25 protein-coding genes are annotated in these 21,436 nt (G+C 41.0%); 11 read left to right on the forward strand and 14 right to left on the reverse strand.

The annotated features are described in order from the left end of the window. Nucleotides 1-89 precede the first annotated feature (89 nt). From BPOF4_RS18465 to BPOF4_RS18475, 3 genes are all read left to right on the forward strand, one after another. A complete protein-coding gene (locus BPOF4_RS18465) occupies nucleotides 90-833 on the forward strand; it encodes an enoyl-CoA hydratase/isomerase family protein (protein WP_012960774.1) in 744 nt (247 codons plus the stop codon). A 129-nt stretch (nucleotides 834-962) separates the two neighbouring features. Then, nucleotides 963-1,712, forward strand: coding sequence for a hydrogen peroxide-dependent heme synthase (gene hemQ, locus BPOF4_RS18470; RefSeq protein WP_012960775.1), 750 nt, complete (start codon nucleotides 963-965; stop codon nucleotides 1,710-1,712). Between the two features lie 199 nt (nucleotides 1,713-1,911). Continuing rightward, nucleotides 1,912-3,816, forward strand: coding sequence for a sensor domain-containing protein (locus BPOF4_RS18475; RefSeq protein ID WP_012960776.1), 1,905 nt, complete (start codon nucleotides 1,912-1,914; stop codon nucleotides 3,814-3,816). Nucleotides 3,817-3,855: 39 nt separating this feature from the next. On the opposite strand, the gene BPOF4_RS18480 is transcribed toward BPOF4_RS18475, so the two are convergent. After that, a complete protein-coding gene (locus BPOF4_RS18480) occupies nucleotides 3,856-4,305 on the reverse strand; it encodes an Lrp/AsnC family transcriptional regulator (RefSeq protein WP_012960777.1) in 450 nt (149 codons plus the stop codon). Nucleotides 4,306-4,469: 164 nt separating this feature from the next. Here BPOF4_RS18480 and BPOF4_RS18485 point away from each other — a divergent pair, with 164 nt between their 5' ends. The 4 genes from BPOF4_RS18485 (at nucleotide 4,470) to BPOF4_RS18500 (ending at nucleotide 7,164) form a co-directional block, all read left to right on the forward strand. Further along, nucleotides 4,470-5,102, forward strand: a complete 633-nt coding sequence (locus BPOF4_RS18485) for a YitT family protein (RefSeq protein ID WP_012960778.1) — start codon at nucleotides 4,470-4,472, stop codon at nucleotides 5,100-5,102. Between the two features lie 213 nt (nucleotides 5,103-5,315). Then, complete coding sequence (locus tag BPOF4_RS18490; RefSeq protein WP_012960779.1) at nucleotides 5,316-5,747, forward strand: cell wall hydrolase; 432 nt, start codon at nucleotides 5,316-5,318, stop codon at nucleotides 5,745-5,747. 263 nt (nucleotides 5,748-6,010) lie between these two features. Next, on the forward strand, nucleotides 6,011-6,535 hold the full coding sequence (gerQ, locus tag BPOF4_RS18495; RefSeq protein ID WP_012960780.1) for a spore coat protein GerQ: 525 nt from the start codon (nucleotides 6,011-6,013) through the stop codon (nucleotides 6,533-6,535). Between the two features lie 134 nt (nucleotides 6,536-6,669). After that, on the forward strand, nucleotides 6,670-7,164 hold the full coding sequence (locus BPOF4_RS18500) for a hypothetical protein (RefSeq protein ID WP_012960781.1): 495 nt from the start codon (nucleotides 6,670-6,672) through the stop codon (nucleotides 7,162-7,164). A gap of 57 nt (nucleotides 7,165-7,221) precedes the next feature. On the opposite strand, the gene BPOF4_RS18505 is transcribed toward BPOF4_RS18500, so the two are convergent. Continuing rightward, nucleotides 7,222-7,596 (reverse strand): DUF423 domain-containing protein, encoded by a 375-nt coding sequence (locus tag BPOF4_RS18505; protein WP_012960782.1) that lies wholly within the window; start codon nucleotides 7,594-7,596, stop codon nucleotides 7,222-7,224. 172 nt (nucleotides 7,597-7,768) lie between these two features. On the opposite strand from BPOF4_RS18505, the gene BPOF4_RS18510 reads away from it, so the two are divergent. Further along, a complete protein-coding gene (locus tag BPOF4_RS18510; protein WP_012960783.1) occupies nucleotides 7,769-8,386 on the forward strand; it encodes a GNAT family N-acetyltransferase in 618 nt (205 codons plus the stop codon). Here the strand turns inward: BPOF4_RS18510 and BPOF4_RS18515 are convergent, their stop codons facing one another. From BPOF4_RS18515 to BPOF4_RS18540, 6 genes are all read right to left on the reverse strand, one after another. Beyond that, nucleotides 8,387-8,899 carry a hypothetical protein gene (locus BPOF4_RS18515; protein ID WP_012960784.1) on the reverse strand — a complete coding sequence of 171 codons (513 nt, stop codon included), beginning with the start codon at nucleotides 8,897-8,899 and terminating at the stop codon, nucleotides 8,387-8,389. A 150-nt stretch (nucleotides 8,900-9,049) separates the two neighbouring features. Further along, nucleotides 9,050-9,340, reverse strand: a complete 291-nt coding sequence (locus tag BPOF4_RS18520; RefSeq protein WP_012960785.1) for a YwdI family protein — start codon at nucleotides 9,338-9,340, stop codon at nucleotides 9,050-9,052. 69 nt (nucleotides 9,341-9,409) lie between these two features. Beyond that, nucleotides 9,410-9,664, reverse strand: a complete 255-nt coding sequence (locus BPOF4_RS18525) for a MerR family transcriptional regulator (protein ID WP_012960786.1) — start codon at nucleotides 9,662-9,664, stop codon at nucleotides 9,410-9,412. A gap of 36 nt (nucleotides 9,665-9,700) precedes the next feature. Next, entirely contained in the window at nucleotides 9,701-10,438 is a 738-nt protein-coding gene (locus BPOF4_RS18530; protein ID WP_012960787.1) for a 3'-5' exonuclease, read from the reverse strand. A 5-nt stretch (nucleotides 10,439-10,443) separates the two neighbouring features. Continuing rightward, a complete protein-coding gene (locus tag BPOF4_RS18535; RefSeq protein WP_012960788.1) occupies nucleotides 10,444-11,424 on the reverse strand; it encodes a DUF294 nucleotidyltransferase-like domain-containing protein in 981 nt (326 codons plus the stop codon). 1 nt (nucleotide 11,425) lies between these two features. Beyond that, complete coding sequence (locus BPOF4_RS18540; protein WP_012960789.1) at nucleotides 11,426-12,694, reverse strand: ammonium transporter; 1,269 nt, start codon at nucleotides 12,692-12,694, stop codon at nucleotides 11,426-11,428. A 315-nt stretch (nucleotides 12,695-13,009) separates the two neighbouring features. On the opposite strand from BPOF4_RS18540, the gene BPOF4_RS18545 reads away from it, so the two are divergent. After that, entirely contained in the window at nucleotides 13,010-13,678 is a 669-nt protein-coding gene (locus BPOF4_RS18545; protein ID WP_041823094.1) for a spore coat protein, read from the forward strand. Nucleotides 13,679-13,701: 23 nt separating this feature from the next. On the opposite strand, the gene BPOF4_RS18550 is transcribed toward BPOF4_RS18545, so the two are convergent. From BPOF4_RS18550 to BPOF4_RS18570, 5 genes are all read right to left on the reverse strand, one after another. Then, nucleotides 13,702-14,739 (reverse strand): AbrB family transcriptional regulator, encoded by a 1,038-nt coding sequence (locus BPOF4_RS18550; RefSeq protein WP_012960791.1) that lies wholly within the window; start codon nucleotides 14,737-14,739, stop codon nucleotides 13,702-13,704. A 69-nt stretch (nucleotides 14,740-14,808) separates the two neighbouring features. Beyond that, nucleotides 14,809-15,636: an aldo/keto reductase gene (locus tag BPOF4_RS18555; protein WP_012960792.1), complete on the reverse strand. Its 828-nt coding sequence runs from the start codon at nucleotides 15,634-15,636 to the stop codon at nucleotides 14,809-14,811. A gap of 35 nt (nucleotides 15,637-15,671) precedes the next feature. After that, nucleotides 15,672-16,328, reverse strand: a complete 657-nt coding sequence (gene modB / locus BPOF4_RS18560) for a molybdate ABC transporter permease subunit (RefSeq protein ID WP_012960793.1) — start codon at nucleotides 16,326-16,328, stop codon at nucleotides 15,672-15,674. Continuing rightward, nucleotides 16,328-17,095 (reverse strand): molybdate ABC transporter substrate-binding protein, encoded by a 768-nt coding sequence (gene modA / locus BPOF4_RS18565; protein WP_012960795.1) that lies wholly within the window; start codon nucleotides 17,093-17,095, stop codon nucleotides 16,328-16,330. Before modA ends, modB begins: the two co-directional genes overlap by 1 nt. A gap of 502 nt (nucleotides 17,096-17,597) precedes the next feature. Continuing rightward, nucleotides 17,598-18,272, reverse strand: coding sequence for a uracil-DNA glycosylase (locus BPOF4_RS18570; RefSeq protein WP_012960796.1), 675 nt, complete (start codon nucleotides 18,270-18,272; stop codon nucleotides 17,598-17,600). Between the two features lie 318 nt (nucleotides 18,273-18,590). On the opposite strand from BPOF4_RS18570, the gene BPOF4_RS22835 reads away from it, so the two are divergent. Both BPOF4_RS22835 and BPOF4_RS18575 read left to right on the forward strand, forming a co-directional pair. Beyond that, nucleotides 18,591-18,722, forward strand: a complete 132-nt coding sequence (locus tag BPOF4_RS22835) for a hypothetical protein (protein ID WP_012960797.1) — start codon at nucleotides 18,591-18,593, stop codon at nucleotides 18,720-18,722. 190 nt (nucleotides 18,723-18,912) lie between these two features. Then, nucleotides 18,913-19,884: a S8 family peptidase gene (locus BPOF4_RS18575; RefSeq protein ID WP_012960798.1), complete on the forward strand. Its 972-nt coding sequence runs from the start codon at nucleotides 18,913-18,915 to the stop codon at nucleotides 19,882-19,884. Nucleotides 19,885-19,931: 47 nt separating this feature from the next. Here the strand turns inward: BPOF4_RS18575 and BPOF4_RS18580 are convergent, their stop codons facing one another. Next, nucleotides 19,932-21,335, reverse strand: a complete 1,404-nt coding sequence (locus BPOF4_RS18580; RefSeq protein WP_012960799.1) for a sucrose-specific PTS transporter subunit IIBC — start codon at nucleotides 21,333-21,335, stop codon at nucleotides 19,932-19,934. Between the last annotated feature and the right edge of the window lie 101 nt (nucleotides 21,336-21,436).

Raw genomic sequence — 21,436 nt, forward strand, 5'->3', positions numbered from 1 at the left:
CTTAGGATTTCCACAGGAAAATTCAAGTATGTGTCGAAAGTAAAAGAAGTAGTGGTATGAAAGAAGAAACTTTTTAGGAGAGTGAACCAATGAACCAAGAAGTCGTTTTATATGAGGTACATGATCACGTAGCGACGATTACTCTTAATCGTCCCCATGTAAAGAATGCACTAAATGTAGAGATGCATACGGCGTTATATAGCGCATTTAACGAAGCGAATAAGGATGAGAATGTACGCGTTATTGTTCTTGAGGGGCGTGACGGTGCGTTTAGTGCAGGCGCTGACTTAAAGAGCTTCGCAGAAGAAGAGGTTGATTCTGTTGATTACGGTACGTATTTACGTGAAACATACAACAAGCTAGTTCTGCAATTGATGAATATTGAAAAGCCCATTGTTGCCCATCTGAACGGCATTGCCGTTGGAGCTGGCTTGAGCATTGCGCTTGCATGTGACTTCCGTGTCGCACATAGAGACGCGAAAATCGGGCTTGGCTTTATGAAAATCGGCTTAGTTCCAGATGCCGGTGCTTCCTACTTCCTGCCAAGATTAGTTGGCTTAGGAAAAGCGACTGAGCTTGCGCTAGGTGAAATCATCTCTGCAGAAGAAGCAGAAAGAATTAACCTCATTAATCAAGTCGGCACCCCGGAACCATTGATCGCACATTTGAAAACGGTTTCTCCAGCTGCATTTGGTTTAATGAAGAAAAACTTCCGTAAAGGCTTTGATAAGAGCTTAGAAGAAGTACTTGAAATGGAAGTAGAAACACAACGCATTGCGGGTGCCACAAAAGAACATAAATATGCAGTTGCTCAGTTTGTGAACAGAGCATGACATTTCACACCCCGGACTCGCCTCTGGGGTGTTTGTTATTTTTGGAACCGCCTTATTTATGGTATAGTAACGAGTGATAAGGAATACTTAAGATACGTTACATATATCGCTAAAGGAGTGTTTTATAAAATGAATGAAGCTGCTAAAACGCTAGACGGCTGGTACTGCCTGCATGATTTCCGTACGATTAATTGGCCCGCTTGGAAAATGCTTCCTGCTGAAGACCGCCAAGAAATTTTAAATGAATATATTACGATGCTTGAAGATTGGAATACAACAGAAAAAGCAGGAAACGGCAGCCATGCTGTTTATACAGTTGTAGGTCAAAAAGCGGATATCATGTTCATGCTGCTTCGCCCAACTATGGAAGAGCTAAATGAAATTGAGAACGCTTTTAACAAAACTCGTTTTGCTGAGTTCACGATTCCTACCTATTCTTACGTTTCTGTAGTTGAGCTAAGTAACTACATGGCAGGCGACAGCGATGAAGACCCATATCAAAACCCGCATGTTCGTGCTCGTCTGTACCCAGAGCTTCCGAAAGCAAAGCATATTTGCTTCTATCCAATGGACAAGCGCCGTGATGGCGATGATAACTGGTACATGCTGCCGATGGACTCTCGTCGTGAAATGATGCGCAGCCATGGGATGATCGGCCGCAGTTATGCTGGCAAAGTAAAACAAGTAATCACAGGCTCTGTTGGCTTTGATGATTGGGAATGGGGCGTAACATTATTCGCTGATGACGTGCTTCAGTTTAAGAAACTTGTTTATGAAATGCGCTTTGATGAAGTATCCGCACGTTTCGGTGAGTTTGGATCGTTCTATGTTGGAAACATCTTAACAGAAGAAAACCTGCAAAGCTTCTTCAATATTTAAGAAGGCACAAGCACTAGACCAGATGAGGTCTAGTGCTTTTTTATTCCTCTGTCATTTTTCTACAACAAATTGTTTTTTCATTGAAGGAAAATCGTACAAATTGTGTTAACATGTGAATAAATAACCATGATATTACTGCCCACATAATATAATTTAGGACTTATTACTCATATACACACGAATTAAGGAGGGGTGCAGATTGAATAGTGTATTACCGGTAAGAGACTTGTCATTAACATCGCATATTTTACATGCCTTAAATGAGGCATCTATCATTGCCATTACCGACAACAAAGGGACGATTACGTTTGTAAACGATATGTTTTGCAAAATTTCAAAGTATGACAGGGATGAATTGCTAGGACAAAACCATCGAATGCTCAAGTCTAGTTATCATTCAAGTGATTTCTTTGTACATTTATGGCGAACAATCAGCCGAGGAAAAGTATGGAGAGGCGAGGTAAAAAATAAAGCAAAAGACGGCAGCTTTTATTGGGTACACACAACCATCGTTCCTTTTCTCGACAGCCGCGGCAAGCCTTATCAGTATGTTTCGATCCGAACAGACATTACCGAACGAAAATGTACAGAAGAGTTGTTAAAACGTTCCTTAGACCAACTAGCAAACTCGAATCGAAAGTTACTAGATCATCACCACACTCCATCTCAAACGACAATTCATGATGATCTTGGACAATCGATTGATGAAAGCATGGCTGCCTATCCAGAAATCAGGCAGTTAATGACTCAATTTAATGAAATGAACATACGAATTAATCAAGCACGGAAACGGATTGAACACCAAGCCTATCACGATGCGTTGACAGGACTGCCTAACCGTTATCATATTGAAGAATATTTAAAGCGTTCAATTGAGTACGCCAAAGTAAACAACTCTTCCCTCACACTTCTGTATCTAGACCTAGACCGCTTTAAACTTGTGAATGATTTACTCGGTCATCAAGTTGGGGACCTTTTGTTAAAGGAAGTAGCAGAAAAGCTTTCTCAGACGATTTGTGAAAACGGGATGATTGGCAGACAGGGCGGCGATGAATTTCTCATTGTACTAGAGGACATGAATGAAGAGGAAGTCAGAGCGATTGCAGGACGTATTCTTGATTGTCTTTCCTACCCCTTCGTTTATGCAGGAAAGGAGTTTTTCATTTCACCTAGTATCGGCATCAGCATGTTCCCTAAAGATGGAAATGATATTGAGAGTATGATGAAGAACGCCGATACGGCGATGTATATGGCTAAAGAGCGCGGTAAAAATAACTTTCAATTTTATTCAAGCGAACCAAGCAGTCTTTTAAGCAGAAGACACCTGCTTGAAAACAAATTAAGAACAGCCCTAAAAAACAAGGAGTTTATCTTGAACTATCAACCTCAAGTTCATCTGAATTCCCACGAACTTAGAGGGTTTGAAGCTTTAATCAGATGGAATAACCCTGAACTTGGTTTGATAAGCCCTGAGGAATTTATCCCTATCGCCGAAGAAACGGGAATAATCACCGATATAGGAACCTGGGTACTTAAAGAGGCCTGCCGCCAGAACAAAGCATGGCAGGAACAAGGATTTGTCAGAGTTCCTGTTTCTATTAATGTTTCTTCCCAGCAGTTCAGAGACCCAGAATTTGTATGGAACGTATTGAATGTACTAAAAGAATCCAAGCTTCACCCTCAGTACCTAGAAATTGAATTAACAGAAAGCACCACTCACCATTTTGTGCACACAGTTGAAAAGCTTCAGCTGATAAAGCAATACGGTATTAAAGTAGCCATTGATGATTTTGGGACTGGGTACTCTTCTTTGAGCGCTCTAGACCAGCTTCCCATTGATATCTTAAAAATCGACCGCTCATTCATTAAACATATTTTGACAAACCCTAATAAGGCAGCGATCGCCAAGACAATTATTGATTTAGGACATAATCTTGATTTTAAAATTATTGCCGAGGGAATTGAAGAACCTTCCCAAGCTGATTTTCTAAATGAACATCAATGCCATATCGGCCAAGGCTTTCTTTTTCACCCACCCCTGAATCCAACAGACGTTGCACGTCACTACCAACACTTATTTAATGAGATACCTTTTTTTAATTGAATTAAACAAAAAGAAACGGCGGAGATAAGCCGTTCTTTTTTATTCTTTACTCTCTTTAATCGGCAGAATTGAGCGATAAGGTACAGGCGAACCTATGACCGTTGAAGTATTAATATTGCCATATGGAATTAAGGTGTCGATTAAGATTCTCATACTATTCATCGTAGGTACGGCTGCTTTTAGAAAATAACTAACTTCCCCTGTCACACGATGGCACTCAATGATTTTCTCTTCTCTTTTCACCATTTCCTCAAACTCTTGCAGCGGAACCTTCAGCCCGCTTACGAGAATAATTAGCAGAATTTCTCTCCCTACAGCCTCAAAAGAAATACGAGCCGAATATTCTTCAATGATTCCCTTTTCATGCAATCGTTGCAGCCTTTCAGACACACTCGGACGGCTGAGGGCCAGCTCTTTTGATAATTCGCTGATTGTTATCCGAGCATTTTGCTGCACTAGTTCGAGTATTTTGATATCTATTTTGTCCATCACAATCTCCCCTTTACACTTTGATATAAAACAACTATCAATCTATTCTAAATGAAGGATAAACAAGTTTTATTCCTTCATTATACTATGCAAAAACGTCCAATCAACGATTAAAATTAAAAATATGATATAGTGCGGATTTATATTGAGGAAGGTGTGATTAGATGAAGAAATGGCTGATGATCTTGCTTGCGATTGTTATCACAAGTATAGGTGTTATTCTTTTGAAGCATGCAAATATTGTTACGGGCGGAACAGCAGGTCTTTCATTAAGTGTGGCATACTTATTAAGCCTGCCATTCGGGGTGACGTTCTTCTTAATTAATATTCCATTTTATATTTTCTCAATGATGAGAATGGGCTGGAATTTCACGTTTACCACCATTATTTCTGTAAGCTTATTATCGGTTGTCACAGGGTTTGACTACTTTTTGCCTGCTTTCACTGTACCGATCTGGGTAGGTGCGGTTGTCGGCGGATTTATAATTGGTATTGGTCTATCTCTTTTATTTATGAATGGGTCATCTCTTGGTGGAGCCAACATTTTAGCATTGTTCCTTCAGAAACGCTGGAATATTGACCCGGGCAAAACGACATTTGCCTTTGATTTCATGGTTGTTTTAACAAGCTTTTATACAGTTGGATTCTTACGCGGTATCGCATCGGTTCTCTCGATAGCCGTTACGGCACGAGTAATCAGCTACTTTAAAAACGAAATTGCTAGAAGAAGAGAAGAGCCTTCTAAAGAGAAGGTGCTAAAGCAGCAGCCTAAACAGCAAGTTCCAGTAACTGAATAGGTTTGGACGAATAAAACACATTGACTCATAGTCAATGTGTTTTTTATTTTCGTTGTTTTTGGAATAAGCCCATATGACGCTTCATATAGTCAAGTAACGGTAATGGCCTCGCCAATCGTCGTGTTCTCTGCTACATAGAGGCACAACAAAACGCTCCTCGAAGTGAAGTAAAACCTCAAAAGACATACATCAACTTTGAATGGAGGTGGAGAAATGGCAGTGATAAAGACGTCTTCAAGCGATATTGATATGCTCGCTCGGCTGATGCGTGCAGAGGCCGAAGGTGAAGGAGAAATCGGTATGATGGCAGCAGGAAATGTCATGGTTAACAGGGTGAGGGTTGGCTGTCTCGACTTTACAGATGTTACCTCAGTCCCCCAAATGGCCTTTCAGTCGCCAGGTGGCTTTGAAGCGGTACAAAAAAGCTATTTCTATCAACATGCGAGAGAACGGGATAAACGTCTTGCAAGACGCGCAGTCGCAGGAGAACGCACACATCCTGCAGAGTTTGCATTATGGTTCTTCAGGCCAGACGGCGCCTGCCCAGCACAGTGGTGGGGTCAATGGAACTCCGGACGCTACAAAGCACATTGCTTCTATACACCACTAGCATCTGAATGCCCAGAAGTATACTCAACGTATTAATGAGAAGAGCGGAGGGGTTCGTTTAGGTATGAGGGGGATGGAGCTTTGACAATGAGAAGCGCTCTTTGCTTCGTTTGGCAAAGTGAAGCCACCGATTACCTGAACCCTGAAGCTAGACATTAAAAGCGGAGGGGCATGTTCTGGCATTCGAAAACTTAGGGCAGCGATATGAAGACGCTTTTTGTCATCATTCGATGCACCGTTATTTCCCGCAAGGCAAGGAGCCAAAGCTAGGCACGTAAAGAGAAAAGGGGCGATAAATAGTGTATCAATCATGGAATCAACAATCACCACAGCAGCAACCAGATAATAAAGACTTCATTAATCAACAGGCTTTTACCCAGCAAATGCAAGGAGCTCAAATGCAGCAACAGCAACCGATGATGCAGCAACAACAGCCAACGATGCAGCCGCAAGCAGGACAGTTTTTCTCTGCTCAAAACTATCAAGTACCTGGTTTTGTTCAGCAGCAATTTGGAGGTACGGGAATGCTGCCGCTTGAGCAATCATTTATAGAAAATATTCTACGTTTAAACCGAGGAAAAATTGGTACTTTTTATATGACCTTTGAAAATAATTCCGAGTGGAATGCCATGATCTTTAGAGGGCGTGTAGAAGAAGCAGGCCGTGATCATATTGTGATCAGCGACCCAGATACAGGCATGTACTATTTACTGTTAATGGTTAATTTAGATTATGTAACCTTTGATGAGCCGATTGAATATGAATATCCATTTAACAGCGGCCAAGGTGCCCAGTTAGCACAATATTCGCCAAGACCAGAATAATAGACAACGAGACGCTTTGAAGAAGGCGTCTTTTTTTATTAACTTTGTAAATACGCGCAAAATTTGGAATTAAATGCTAAACTGTAAGAAGTATTTAATAGTCACATGAATATACAAAGATATGAGGTTCTGCAATGAAAAGACACTTTATTTTATTGTTTATTAGCATTCTAATGAGCGGTTTATTCTTTTATATCTTTAATCTATCCACCCCTCCCCCTGGTTCTGTGTCAGGAAACAGAAATCCTATGCTTTTACTTATACCTATTTTAGTTATTCTTTTCGTTGGTTTCATTTTTTCAATGATAAAGGTCATCGAACATTTTAGAGTTAGTATTCGTGCAGTTACGATCACGATGATGGCGCTACTCCTTCATTGGTTAGTTGGATTAACTTATCAACGTACTGCATTTGATAATTATCGTGAAGTCTTGGCTGAGGCGTATCAAAAGGAATGGGGCTATGTTGATTGGTATTACATTGAGCAGATCACTTCTTCTTTGCTCTCTGTGCATACAAATAAGCTCTATTTTAACCTAAACACCTATATCATGTTTCTTACTCTTTCCCTGTTCCTTTCCTTGGCATATATTTTAGTGAAACGTTATGCCTTAATGAAACATAAATAAAAACGCGCAGCTTAGCGCGTTTTTATTTATGAGGTATATACATCTATCAACTATTTATTACAAGCCTCTAACAGCGGCAACCCCTAAGAGCACCCAGCCGACAATAAATGCTAATCCGCCAATCGGTGTAATCGCTCCAAGTTTAGTAATGCCTGTTAACGCCATGGCATACAAGCTTCCTGAGAATAAAATAATTCCAATAAGAAAACTCCAGCCTGCCCCGTTTAACATGCTTGATGAAGTCAGTTTCAGTGCTACGATCCCAACAATTAATAATCCAATCCCATGTATCATATGATATTGCACGCCTGTTTGGTAATTTTTCATCATACGCTCTGATAAACGCGGCTCAAGTCCATGTGCCCCAAATGCTCCAATCGCTACAGACAATGCCATCACAATACTGCCTAGTAAAATGAATAGTTTAGCCATCTTTACACTCCTTACCATTACAATCTAATGTTGTTTTAAGAATAGCATACTAATGTCTAAAACAAAATTTCAAAGTGAAAATTAAACAAATTGCCATTTTCTAAGTTTTTTCATGTGAAACATTTGGAAAAATCAGATAAACTGACAGAAAAGAAGTAATAGGAGGAGTTAGATGAGTAAATTGAACATTCGCCCATATACATTAGAGGATTATGAAGGGTTGCTTGATGTTCAGAAAGAAGCATTCCCGCCGCCTTTTCCTGAGGAATTGTGGTGGAGCAAGGAACAAATAAGATCGCATGTGGAAACATTTCCAAAGGGAGCTCTTGTCGCTGAGATTGATGGAGTAATCGTCGGGTCAGCTACCTCCCTTATTATTCAATATACTGGCGAGCCGCACACCTGGGATGAGGTAAGTGACAATGGCTTTATTCGCCGCAACCATAATCCACACGGGGACAGCTTATACGGAATTGATGTCTGTGTAAGACCTAGCTACCGTGGCCGAGGGATTGCAGGTGCCCTGTACGAAGCAAGAAAAGAGGTTGTGGAAGAGCTTGAACTCACCCGATTCTTAGCTGGCTGCAGAGTTCCTAATTATCATGAATATGCTCAGCACTTAGATATTGATTCCTACATTAAAAAGGTACATTCAGGCGAGATTCATGACCTTGTTTTATCGTTCATGATCAAACAAGGTCTGACTCCTCTGCAAGCTCTGCCGAATTATTTAGATGATGATGAGTCTCTTGACTACGCGGTTTTAGTTGAATGGCAAAATAAACTATAATCATAGGCTAGGAAAAAGATAAAATGTTCCTGCAAATAACACGGTTGTCCAGATTAACGACCAGTGAACGGCTCCTTCCACACGCTTTTCATCAAAACGGCTCTTATGGATCAGTGAAAAGATAAACAAGTATGTCATAAACAAAAACACACTGCCTAATAAGTAGAGAAGAAAACGAAATTGTTCTACCCAGGCAAATAAAGGGCCGATTGTGGCCATCACAAGAAAAAGAACAGTAGATGCAATTGCAATCACAAAGGATACTTGAGGCATTTTCAGCCATGCTTTATGACGAAAAATGTCTCTATTCTTTTTGGCTTCAAATAGAAATAATAAATAAACACCGATTAAAATAATTATGTAGACAATGAGAGTAGAAAAGCTGCTGTTAACAGCTGGCTCACCAGCAGTAGGCGGCTGGATGGTACGAGAGCTCACCATTCTCTCTAACATAAACATAAATAAGATTACATTTGCGATGACAAGAATTTGAAAAGTAGACCATTTAGCCATAGTATGTTGGCTGCTCCCCTCTCTATAAGATCACGCTTCTCTATATAGACGCATTAACCTCCTTGTCGGTTTCACTTTTTTCAATATTTGGTGAATAAATCCTTTATATACAAAATAAAACCCGCCCCATTCTTCTTGGAGCAGGTTTGACTAAAAGTCGAGTAGATTATCTTTGGGCGGAGCTGGCTCATTTTGCTGCACGGAAGTTGAAATAATTTTTGTCTCGTTTGGATAAGTAGCTTGAACTGGTGTATGTGCATATGAAGCCGCAGGTATTTCTGTCTGCTTGGCAGAGGTTCCGCTTTTAATGAGCTGGCAATGAGATTCAATCACGGCAGTATACTCACGAATTGCCGAGACATCGCCCCTATCAACAGCTTCACGCAAACGACTTACCTGCTCTTCCATCTGATTGACGATCGATTTTCCTGAAATATTCATAACTGACACCTCTCTTTTCTCTTCCCATATTATCATATGGAGAACATAAAAAGACAACCATCACGCAGGTTACACATCCTGCACGTTGGCTGCCAAAATAGTCTTTATACCGGCTACATTAATGCCCTGTTCAATATAGGATTTAATTAATCTAAATCTTTCAATGTCTTCTAAAGAAAACATTCGTTGGTTTCCTTCATTTCGCACCGGTTTAATTAATCCTTGTTCCTCGTAGTAACGGATCTGCCTTGCTGTGAGACTTGTCATCTCCATCACGACACGAATCGGAAAACAGGCTTTCTTTTTAGAAACCGTCGGATCCACACCCTCCCCTCCTTTACCAACCCTATATTTTTAAAACTATTTTTTTAATGTTGCTAAATAAATATAAATCTCGCGTAACGTCGAAAATCCTTTCTCTTGTGCAAGCTTTAAGGACTGCCCCCAAAGTTCAGCTGTCATTTTCGCATCATAGAGGGCATGATGCCTCGTTGTGATAGGGATATTGTAGTAGATGCAGCATTCATCTAAGGTTACAAGATTTTCATCGTGAGCAACCACCCTTGTAAGGAAAGTTGTATCAATAATTCGGTGGGCAAACGGCATCCTCATTAACTGCCACGTCATGTGGGACATAAAACGTTTTTCATGAGTAGCATGATGAGCAACTAAGGTCCCCCCTCCGACAAATTCATAAAAATCATTTAATACCTCTATTAATGGCCTTGAAGATTGGAGCTCTTCTAACGTAAGACCTGTAAGCGACAATACATCTGAAGACGGTTCTTTCTTACATTGCACTGTAGAATAAAAGCTCTCTTCGAAAAGCACCTCAGCTCCTTTCATCTTCACGGCCCCTATTGAGAGTATTTCGTCGCCTTTGTCGGGAAAGAAGCCGCTTGTTTCTAAATCAAAAACTATAAAAGAAAGGGAATGAAGAGGCTGATCGAGTACGTCATCATTTTTTAATTCTCTTTGAATCTGCCTCAGCCTTGCTAAGCCTTCAGCTTGTGAGCTTTGCAAGGTAGAAGCATACATACTAGGACTTAATTTAGTCGATAGCTGTTTAACCAATTGCACCATATGGTTCATTACCATGAGGATCAACCCTTCATTAATACATTTTCAATATATTGATACAGCTCGTGCCCCTCACGCACCCATTCTTTTAGACGCTGTTTGTCAGAAGAAGAAAGGCGGTCAACATCAACAAAGTGAATCCCAGCATATTCTTTGTGGCCACGTTGAAAAGAGAGCCGGTGAGTGAGCAATTCTTGAAAAGAAAGCTGATGGCTTTTTATATGACCATAAGCCGCAGGAAGCTTCTTCATCCTCTCAAGGGTAGAGGTCGCCATAATGTTTTCTTTTAACGCAAGAAGGCGCAGTCCATTCACGTAAGGAAAGAGTACCGTTTGCTTGAGATCAAATTTACCTTGGTGAATTCCTTTTGGCTCTGTTAATAATTGACCGAAAAAGCCGATCCCTTTTTTTACTCTCCCCGTGTTTTCCGTTAACCGTTTAAGAAGATCTGGTTTTCCTTTCAAATGATGCTGCAACCGCTCTTTCAACTCAATAATATAATCAGCTTCACCCATAAAATGTCTGGCATCAGCTAATGTTAACACATAACGAAGCGTCTCCCACGTATCCTCTTTTACCCACTGATCGATTTGCTTTTGCCACGCAGCCCTCGACTTACACCAGCGTTTTGTTGAAGCCATTACTTTACCGTCACACTCTTCATAGCCGGCTGCCTTCAGCTCTGAGGTAATTTCACCGCCAAGCCTCATAAAATAATCTTCAAATTCATTAGAGTCATCGTCATAGACGATTCCATGATCTTGGTCACTATAATAAGACTGCTCAAGCCTGCCTGCACTTCCCATTACAAAGAAAGCAAAGTGAGCAGGAGGACTTCCCCACTCACTTTCAACAGTTTTCAATGCCCGGCACACTGCATGCTCCATCATTCGTTCATGAATATCTTGCAGCTTGCTCGGTTTTACTTCATTCAATGCTGATTGCCTTAAATCTTCATCACGGTGCTCATCTTCGATAAAAGAGACCTTCTTGGAAACAGACATCCTATGCTCCTGCTTTTTCTTCTTTTTCCGGCATGCTTTCAGGATATCCATAGCTTCCGTGTTCACTTAAATCAAGACCAAGAATTTCTTCTTCTTCAGATACACGCAGGCCTCCGACAATCGCTTTTGTCACTAACAACAATACATAAGATGCTATAAAAGCAAATGCTCCGCAAACGACTACGCTCAATGCTTGAACACCTAATTGAGAAAATCCACCGCCATAAAATAAACCGGCACTTCCGCCATTTAATGCTGCTAGTTCTGGTGTAGCAAAGAATCCAGTTGAGATTGTACCCCAAACACCAGCAACACCGTGTACAGACAGCGCAAAGATTGGATCGTCAATTTTTGCTTTATCAAAGAATTTCATACTGAAGAATACGATTAGTCCGCCAATAAGGCCGATAATAACTGCTGCCCAAGGAGCAACGAATGCACAAGATGCTGTAATGGCTACAAGACCTGCCAATGCCCCGTTTAACATCGTCGGAACATCTGATTTACCGAGAATTGCCCAGGCAATAAATAGAGCGGCTACTGCACCAGCAGCTGCTGCAAGCTGAGTGTTTAATGCAACATATCCGAAGAATGCCCCGTCTACACCTAATGTACTACCTGCGTTAAATCCGAACCAACCAACCCATAAAATTAAAACCCCTAATGCTGTATACACCTGGTTATGCCCTGCTAAATCATTTACTGAACCATCTTTATTGAACTTTCCAAGACGAGGCTTCAATAGAATCGTTGCTGCAAGGGCCGCCATTGCACCTGTTAAATGAACAACCGTTGAACCTGCGAAATCTTGCTTACCAAGCTCAGCTAACCAGCCGTCACCCCAAATCCAGTGCGCAACAATTGGATACACAAATGCCGAGAATAATACGGCAAATACGATATATGCAGATAATTTCGCACGCTCAGCAAATCCTCCGAAGGCAATCGTTAAAGCAATAGCTGCAAATGCCAGCTGGAAAAAGAAATCAATCGATCCTGCTAAGCCATCAAACATCGTGGTGAAATCTCCGAAGAAGAAATCACTTAGTCCAATAAATAAATTCCCTTCGCCATATATAAATCCATAACCTACTGCCCAGAATACGAGTGATGCAATCCCAATTGTAAAAATGGTTTTCCCTGCAATATGCCCTGCATTCTTCATTCTGGTTGAACCTGCTTCAAGCAAGATAAACCCACCTTGCATTAACATGACAAGCACCGCACAAACCATTACCCACAGGTTATTCATCAAAAATAATTCATCCATCTTCTGACTCCCCCTTTGTTTTTGAAGCTGCTTACTCTGTTCGTCATGTAAGCTAACATCTGTTGTTAAGTCCTATTATACGTTTTGAATATTCAGAATCTACTGTCTTGTAAGATAAGCTGACATGGTTTCTGTTTACCCTCACAACCATGAAAACGCTTAATACATTGGGGTTTCAGTCATTTTACTAAAAGTACCAGAATGAAAAATGTGATTAGAGAAAGAGTAACAAAGGGGGATTTTCGTCTTCCTCTAAAGAGACAGGGAGGTTTTATGATGAACCAGCCAAATCAATTAAACCAACAACAGCAAATGATGAATCAATCTCAAATGCAGTCAAACCAATTGCAGTCAAATCAATTACCGCAAAACATGAGCCACGGAGGCCACGAAGTATTTGATGCGCATGAGATTATCGCAGAAATGATTAACGTCCTTGATCAATATATGATGTTCCGTTCATTTATGAAGGACCAAGAGTTAATTGACATTCTTGATCGCCAGTACGCTTTTATTGAGAGTCAATATAATTTAATCGTAGATGCATTTTCTATGGGATCGAAGCCACAAGGCGGATCGACAGATGTATATAAAATGACTCAATCCAATGATGTCGTATTCGGTATCAGCCCAACGCAGCCGAAAAAGCCTAACCGCTCCATTTCAGAAATTAAAGAAGCTGGCTTATCTGCACATATGTTAGGACTTCTTAAGACAACCGCCTCTACAATGACAATGACTTCAGTGGAGATGACGAACCCTGTACTGCGCAGGATTTTAGCAGATACAGTTCCAAATATGATTGAGATGGCTTATGAAGTGTTTTTATACCAAAATAAACACGGATATTATCAAGTACCTCAGTTAAAGCAGCAAGATATGCAAACAATGACACAAGCTTATGCTAAAACAACCGCACCGCCGCAAATGCCAAATAGCGGCGAAAATCAAACGCAGCAACAGCAACAACCTTTCATGCAATAAAACAAACCCGTAGTGAGAATTCACTACGGGTTTGTTTTAGGTTTCTCGGCAAACCACTTGATCAAAAAAGGCAGTACAAGAAATAAGGCTAGAACTCTAAGCATTTGCAAGGTGGCGACCATTGTCGGTTCAATAGCAAGCATTGTAGCTGTTGAAGCCATTTCAGCGGCTCCTGCAGGAACTATGCTTAAGAGGCTTGTCGAATAGTTGATAGGAGTGAGGAAAAAGAAGATCGCAGCAAGCCCAAAGCTCATCAAAAAGTATAAAGCGAGTGTTAGAGCACTTGCCCCGCCTACCCGTTTTATTTCCTGAAAGGTTTCACGATCAAACCGCATCCCAATAATGGCGCCCATTAATGCTTGTGCGAGACCCGTCACAAAAAATGGCATCTCAGACGTGGGAATCACCCATTGATGCACTGAAAAACCAAGAGCTATGGCAAAAAACAAAGCAGAACCCGGAAACCTCACTCTGGCACCTAACCATAACGTCATAATCACAATAACGATTAATGCAGCGATCGCTGTACTTCCGCTTGTTAACGATACACCGTTTGCGGAAAGACCGGAATTTACCACTGGATGACTCAAACCGACTATAAACGGAATAATGAAGACAAACAAAGTAATTCTTGTTGTATGAAAAGCTGCCACAAGCCGCTGGTCCGCTCCATATTCCTTACTCAGAGCAATCACCTCTGAAGCCCCTCCAGGCATACAGCAAAAGAAAGCCGTGTTGGGGTGCATGCCTGTATATTTCAATAAAAATCTCCCTAAAAGAATACCGCCCACAATCGTTAAAATAAGGGTAATCAAAAATGGCCCGATTAACATGTGGTAAGTAAGAAATTGTTCGGGGACCACCATAAATCCAATATTTCCGCCTATTAGCGCTAAGGATACTTTAAAAAGCGAATCTGAAAAGAATAGTTTTTTAATATAAAACGCACTAACAATACCTGTCACTAATGAACCTAATAGCCACCCTGCAGGAACATTCAAGTAAGAAAAAGCAGCTCCAACAAGGGCTGCAATGATAAGAAAAGTTGCTTTTTGCAGCATGCAAACCGCTCCTTATATAATTAACGATGAAAAGCCTTCAATCCACATTAATTGAAGGCTTCTGTCCTATTAAAAGTCAAAGGTCTCCGGGTCCGGACCATAACGCTTATCTTCATTTAACTCATCAAGCTTTCTAATTTCTTCTTGTGTCAATTCAAAATCAAAGATCTGGCTGTTCTCGATAATCCGTGACTCTGTTACAGATTTTGGGATCGTTACGACTTCATGTTCGATATTCCAGCGCAATAAGACCTGTGCAGGGGTTTTGTTATGAGCATTCGCTATCTCTTGGACAGTTGGATTAGAGAAGATGTCGCCTTTTGTCAATGGCCGCCAAGCCTCAACTTGAATCCCTTGCTCCTTACAATACTTCCTTAGATCTTCTTGCAATAAATAGGGATGAAACTCAATTTGATTCACCATAGGCTTGATTTCAGCTGTTTTTAGCAGCTCTTCTAAATGAGTTACATTAAAGTTACTTACACCGATCGCACGAACTTTTCCTGCTTTATACAACGTCTCAAGCGCTTTCCACGTATCCTTAAATTTACCCTCAACCGGCCAGTGTACTAAATAAAGATCCAGTACATCGAGCCCGAGCTTGTTCATGCTTTGATCGAATGCACGAAGAGCAGACTCATATCCTTGATCGTCATTCCACACTTTAGTCGTAATGAAAAGCTCTTCTCTCGCCACTCCGCTTTTCTTAATGGCGCTGCCAACACCTTCTTCATTATAATAAACAGCTGCCGTATCAATGCTTCGATACCCTGCTTCAATCGCTTTAATAACTGCTTGTTCTACTTCAGCTCCGTCTTCAGCTTTGTACACCCCTAGACCAAGCCAAGGCATTTTCACTCCATTATTGAGTGTTGCGTACGCTGTACTTGCATTCATAACTATCAGCTCCTTTTTAAATTAATTATTCTCAACTAAGATTTATACCATTTGGACAGGAGAATTAAAAAAATGATCGTTGTAACGCTTAATGCGAGAACCATTAAATGGGCATCCATCATTCGGTTCGCTTGAACAGCATCATAAATGGCAATGGACAAGGTTTGCGTCTTTCCGGGGATATTCCCTGCGACCATAATCGTCGCACCAAATTCCCCCATCGCCCTCGCAAACCCTAATACAAGACCTGCTAAAATCCCTTTATAAGCGAGCGGTGCAATAATATACCGTAGTAATTGAAGGCCATGAGCACCGTCTAGTTTTGCCGCATCAAGTACCGATGTGGAAATGGACTCAAACGATGCCTGTATCGGGCGGATTAAGAGCGGAAGGGCCGCAATAGCAGCTGCAATAACCGCCGCTTTCCATGTAAAAACAATCGGTTCCCCTGTTAACCCTTCTACCCACTGACCTATGAAGCTGTTCCGGCCAAGCGAGATAAGTAAATAGTATCCAAGGACGGTTGGAGGAACGATTAAAGGAATCGTAACTAACACAGAAAGCAGTCTTGTAAGCCTGTTTTTATGAAAAGCAAACCACCAAGCAAGCAACATTCCAATGACGAACGCAAACGCGGTGGCGATCATTGATATTCGAAGCGATAACAGTAAAGGTGTTAAGATCGTCTCCATTACGGCAGGTCAAACCCGTATTTCACTAAAATTTCTTGTCCGCGTTTTCCTGTTAAATACTCGATGAATTGCTTACTTTCTTCCTGCTTTGATGAAACAGCTGGAATTCCCAGTGCCTGAATAATCGGCTCATGTGCAGCCTCATCAACAAGTTGATACTCATAATCTGTATCACTTACTAAAGCCAAGGCTACCATACCAACATCAGCATTACCTGACTCAACATATTGATAGGCTTGTCTAATATTTTCCGCATAGACGAGCTTTTCTTCTATCTGCTCCCAAATTCCCCATGACTCTAATGTCTCTTTAGCTGCCTTTCCGTAAGGCGCGTGTTCAGGGTTAGCAATCGCAATGGTCCCTACCTCATCGCTTAAAAGATATTGCTGCGCTTGCCCGCTTTCTAATAAGAGACTTTCCTCTTCATACATCAATACATTACGGCCAATAGCATAATAGTGTTTTGAACCAGCCAGTATTGCTTCTTGCTCAATCAACTCATCAATATACGATTCATGTGCAGCTAAAAACAAATCATAAGGCGCACCCTCGTTGATTTGCTGAGTAATCAATCCAGTAGAACCAAACGTAAACTCAAGAGGAATCCCCGTCTCATTTGTAAATTCCTCCCCCGCCTCCGTCAATGCATGATACAAATCAGATGCAGCTGCAATATATAACGGTTCATCTTCATCATTTGGGTTAGTACAGCCTGTCATTATAAATACATGTAAAACAATGAGTATGCCAATTAGTTTATTTATCATCTTGCTTTTAGCCTTTCTATTGTGGTCTGTCATTTGTGATCTGTTCGAATAAATAGTATGTACAATCTACTCCATTCTACCTTTTTACAAATTCCATTTGAAGGCATTTGCTCATTTTTAAAAATATTCCCATAACAAACGTACCAAACTAGTAATAAAGAAGAGCAACTGGGGCAAAAATCGTTTGAAAACAAATATATGTTAGAGGAGAATTGCCGCTCCTGAAATATGCTTCGCTTTCCGCGGTGAGCGAGTACCTGTAGTGGAGATCAACAATTACTGCAAGGGGACCCATTTTCCAGTGTATTTATTTCTGTTATGAGTGAAGACGATGAGAATGCTGCCGTGACGCCAGTGGAAAGCGTGTGCCTGCAGCGGAGATCAACAACCACTATAAGGGCGCAGGAAAAACTCCCTTCAGATCAACTTTTTCTAAGGGAGTTACATTATTTAGCGATTCGTTCGTCTTCTAAGTTAAACCTTTTCGTTACATCCTAGTCTTTTAACGATTGGGGAGCTGCCATTCGATTGGTTCCTCGCCCATTTCTGTTAATATCCTATTGATTTTTGAAAATGGTCTGCTTCCAAAAAATCCACGATGAGCTGACAGGGGACTCGGATGCGGAGCTGTAATGATATAATGATGGTCATTTGTAATTCGCTTGCTTTTTGCTTCTGCATGCTTACCCCAAAGCACAAAAATGACAGGCTTTTCTCTTTCATTCAGAAGGTCAATCACCCGATCGGTAAAAAGCTCCCAGCCGCGACCTTTATGTGAAGCTGCTTGTCCTCCCCTTACCGATAGAACGGTATTTAATAAAAGAACACCTTGCTCTGCCCAGGGAACAAGATATCCGTTATTAGGAACCGAAGCGCCGAGATCTTCTTTTAATTCTTTAAACATATTTTGAAGAGATGGCGGGATGCGCACATCAGGCCTCACTGAAAAGCTTAGTCCATGTGCTTGATTAGGTCCGTGGTAGGGATCCTGTCCAAGAATGACCACTTTTGTATCACGGTAAGATGTTAATTGAAGGGCTTCAAAAAGGTGGTGCATTGAGGGATAAACAATTTCCTCTTGGTATTCCTTTTTTAAAAATTCGCGGAGCTCTTTATAATAAGGCTGCTCAAACTGATCTTTAAGCAGTTCGTTCCAATCATTCTTTAAGATACTCATACCTGTTTACCTCCATGTTATATCTAAGTTTTTTTAGTAGTATAACATGGGACAAACTAAATGCTTTTGTCTCACTAAACAAGTAGTATAAAAGCATTAGGACACACCTGTCGAATTATAAGATCAAACAGGACAATATAACCGAATATTCAAACTATTATTGTGAGATTTTTACAGCTGTGGTACAATCAAAAGTGACATATATTCCAGTTTTATCCTTACTTTATAATGCACCTATGCAGACTCTTATAACACGAGTCCTACCAGTCGTTCTTCTACTGTGTAGGGCTCTTTTTGTAAAAAAGGGGGGGGATAAAAGTGATGGAGTTGCTTGAGCAGTTGTTGACGTTGTCCGTACTTGCTGCCACTTGCTTCTCTACCGTCATGTTAGGTATCAAACATTTAAAAGAGATTAAAAAGAAACCTAAAAAGAGAAGACGATTCCCTTGAGGAAATCGCCTATATGAGATTTTTTTGCCTACGAGTAAAGTATAATACCGAATAAACTAATTTATACAACAAACTTTCAAAATTTTCAATCTAATATAAGTGTATTTATATTGTAAGTGTAAATGGGATATATGTCGAGCATTTTAGCACTTTTTATCAAAAAAATTCTTATTCACTAGGGGGAGTCGCATTGAGTAAAGTGAGCCTGATTCCATTCAAAGTTGAGAAGGTTCTAAATGACACAAAGGTTATTCCGCCCGGTATTGAAATGATTGAAGCACCAGCCATATGGGAGGCTGGATATAAGGGTGGTAATACTGTTGTAGCTGTTCTAGATACAGGGTGTGAAACGACCCACATCGAATTTATGGATCAAATTATTGACGGTCGTAACTTTACTACAGATGATAACAGCGACCCTGATAATGTAGAAGATTCTAACGGTCATGGTACTCACGTATGCGGAACCGTTGCTGCCTGTGAAAATGACAAGGGCGTCATTGGTACCGCCCCAAAAGCGAAACTGCTCGTTGTAAAGGTGCTTAGCGGACAAGGGTACGGAGATACAAAATGGGTCATTGAAGGGGTTCGTTATGCGATAAATTGGCGTGGACCAAACAATGAACGAGTTCGTGTCATTTCTATGTCACTCGGGGGAAGAATTGATACTCCTGAACTTCATCAAGCGATAAAAGATGCTGTAGCTGAGGATATTTTAGTTGTATGTGCAGCTGGAAATGAAGGGGATGGCAATCATGACACAGATGAATATGCCTACCCTGGAGCTTATCCGGAAGTCGTTCAAGTAGGCTCTGTCAATCTAGAAGGCGAGATCTCTAGATTCAGCAATACAAATTGTGCGATTGACCTTGTCGCACCAGGCGAAGAAATTATTTCAACTTATCTTAACAACGGCTACGCTGTCTTATCCGGTACTTCAATGGCTACACCGCATGTATCCGGTGCGGCAGCCCTGTTAATTGAACAAGGAGAAAAAGAGTTTGAAAGAAAGTTGACGGAACCAGAAATTTTCGCACAACTGATCAAACACACCGTTTCTCTTAACTTCAGCCGCCGCGCACAAGGAAGCGGGCTGTTGAAATTATCATCAAGCGTTGTATCGGTAGAGGATGCCGAATATACAACTAGCTCTATTAAATAGACGAAACAGGCCCGCTCTAATGAGCAGGCCTGTTCTTTTATGCGAAATTATTTTTTCTTCTCAGCATCTTCTTTTAAACCAAGTAATAACGTAGCTACAAAAGCACCACCTGCAGCGATTAAAATACCAATTGCATAATTAATGATATTCGCTGTTCCAAAAGGTGCCGCAATCGCGAACATTGGAATTCCTGTTAATCCATATGCATTCGTTACAACATTAGTAAATACAACGTATGCCCCTCCTAGAGCGCCACCGATAGCAGCTCCGATAAACGGACGCATAAAGCGTAAGTTTACACCAAAGATTACTGGTTCGGTAATACCTAGGAATGCAGAGAATGATGCAGGGATCGCAATTTCTTTCACTTTAGGGTTCTTTGTCAGGAAGAATACTGCAAGACCCGCTCCACCTTGGGCTACGTTTGCCATTGCCCAGATTGGCAGTAAGAAGTTCATGCCAAAGTCAGCAATCAGAGCCGCTTCAATTGCGTGGAAGCTGTGATGAACTCCTGTAATAACAATTGTTGAGTAAAGTCCTCCAAACAGAAGACCTGCAAAAATGCCTGCTGTGTTATAAATATAATCAAGACCCCACGTTAGACCATTTCCAATCATCGTCCCAAGCGGCCCAACGAAAAGCATCGCAATAAAACCAGTTACAATGACTGTCACAAACGGTGTGACGAGTAAATCAATTGCATTTGGCACGACTTTACGTACACCGCGCTCAATTTTACTCATAATATAAACGACTAATAATATCGGAATAACCGTACCTTGATACCCTAGAAGATCGACATTCATTCCAAGAAATTGAATCGTTTCCGGTTCAGCATCGGCTAATGTCCAAGGATTTAACAGAGCCGGGTGCGTCATGATTCCACCAAGTACTGCCCCTAAATACGGATTGGCACCAAATTCTTTGGCAGCACTAAAACCAATTAAAATCGGTAAAATAATAAATGCGGCACTTGAGAACATATCTAAAAATAGAATCCATGGACTGTCAGGCGGAACAAGTTCGAAGGCCTGAAGCATCCCTAATAAACCCATTAAAAGACCACTCGCTACAATCGCCGGAATGATTGGAACGAAAATGTTAGAGAGAGTTCTCGCTATCCTAGCGAGGGGATTCATCTTCTTTTTAGCAGCATCTGCGTGATCTACTTGCTTTTCTCCCCCGTCTGTATCTTTTGTGCCTAGTCCTGTTAATTCAGCAAACTCGGCGTACACCTTATTAACAAGACCCGTTCCAAAAATGACTTGGTATTGACCAGATGCTTTAAAAACTCCTTTTACCCCGTCTAACTCTTCAATTTGACTTTTATCCGGCTTGTCATCATCATTTAGCACAATTCGCAGACGAGTTGCACAATGTGTGGCACTTACAACGTTGTCAGCTCCGCCAAGCAGATCGACAAGCTCATGGGCTACTTTTTTCGTATCCATTTTTATTTCCTCCTTATTTAAGCTCTCTATAGTTTTTGTCTAAGCAGAATCCTTATCCATTCAATACCCAATCCATGCAAAAAAAGACCTAAAATGGTCAG

It is taken from the genome of Alkalihalophilus pseudofirmus OF4 (assembly GCF_000005825.2).
Classification (GTDB): domain Bacteria; phylum Bacillota; class Bacilli; order Bacillales; family Bacillaceae_D; genus Alkalihalophilus; species Alkalihalophilus pseudofirmus.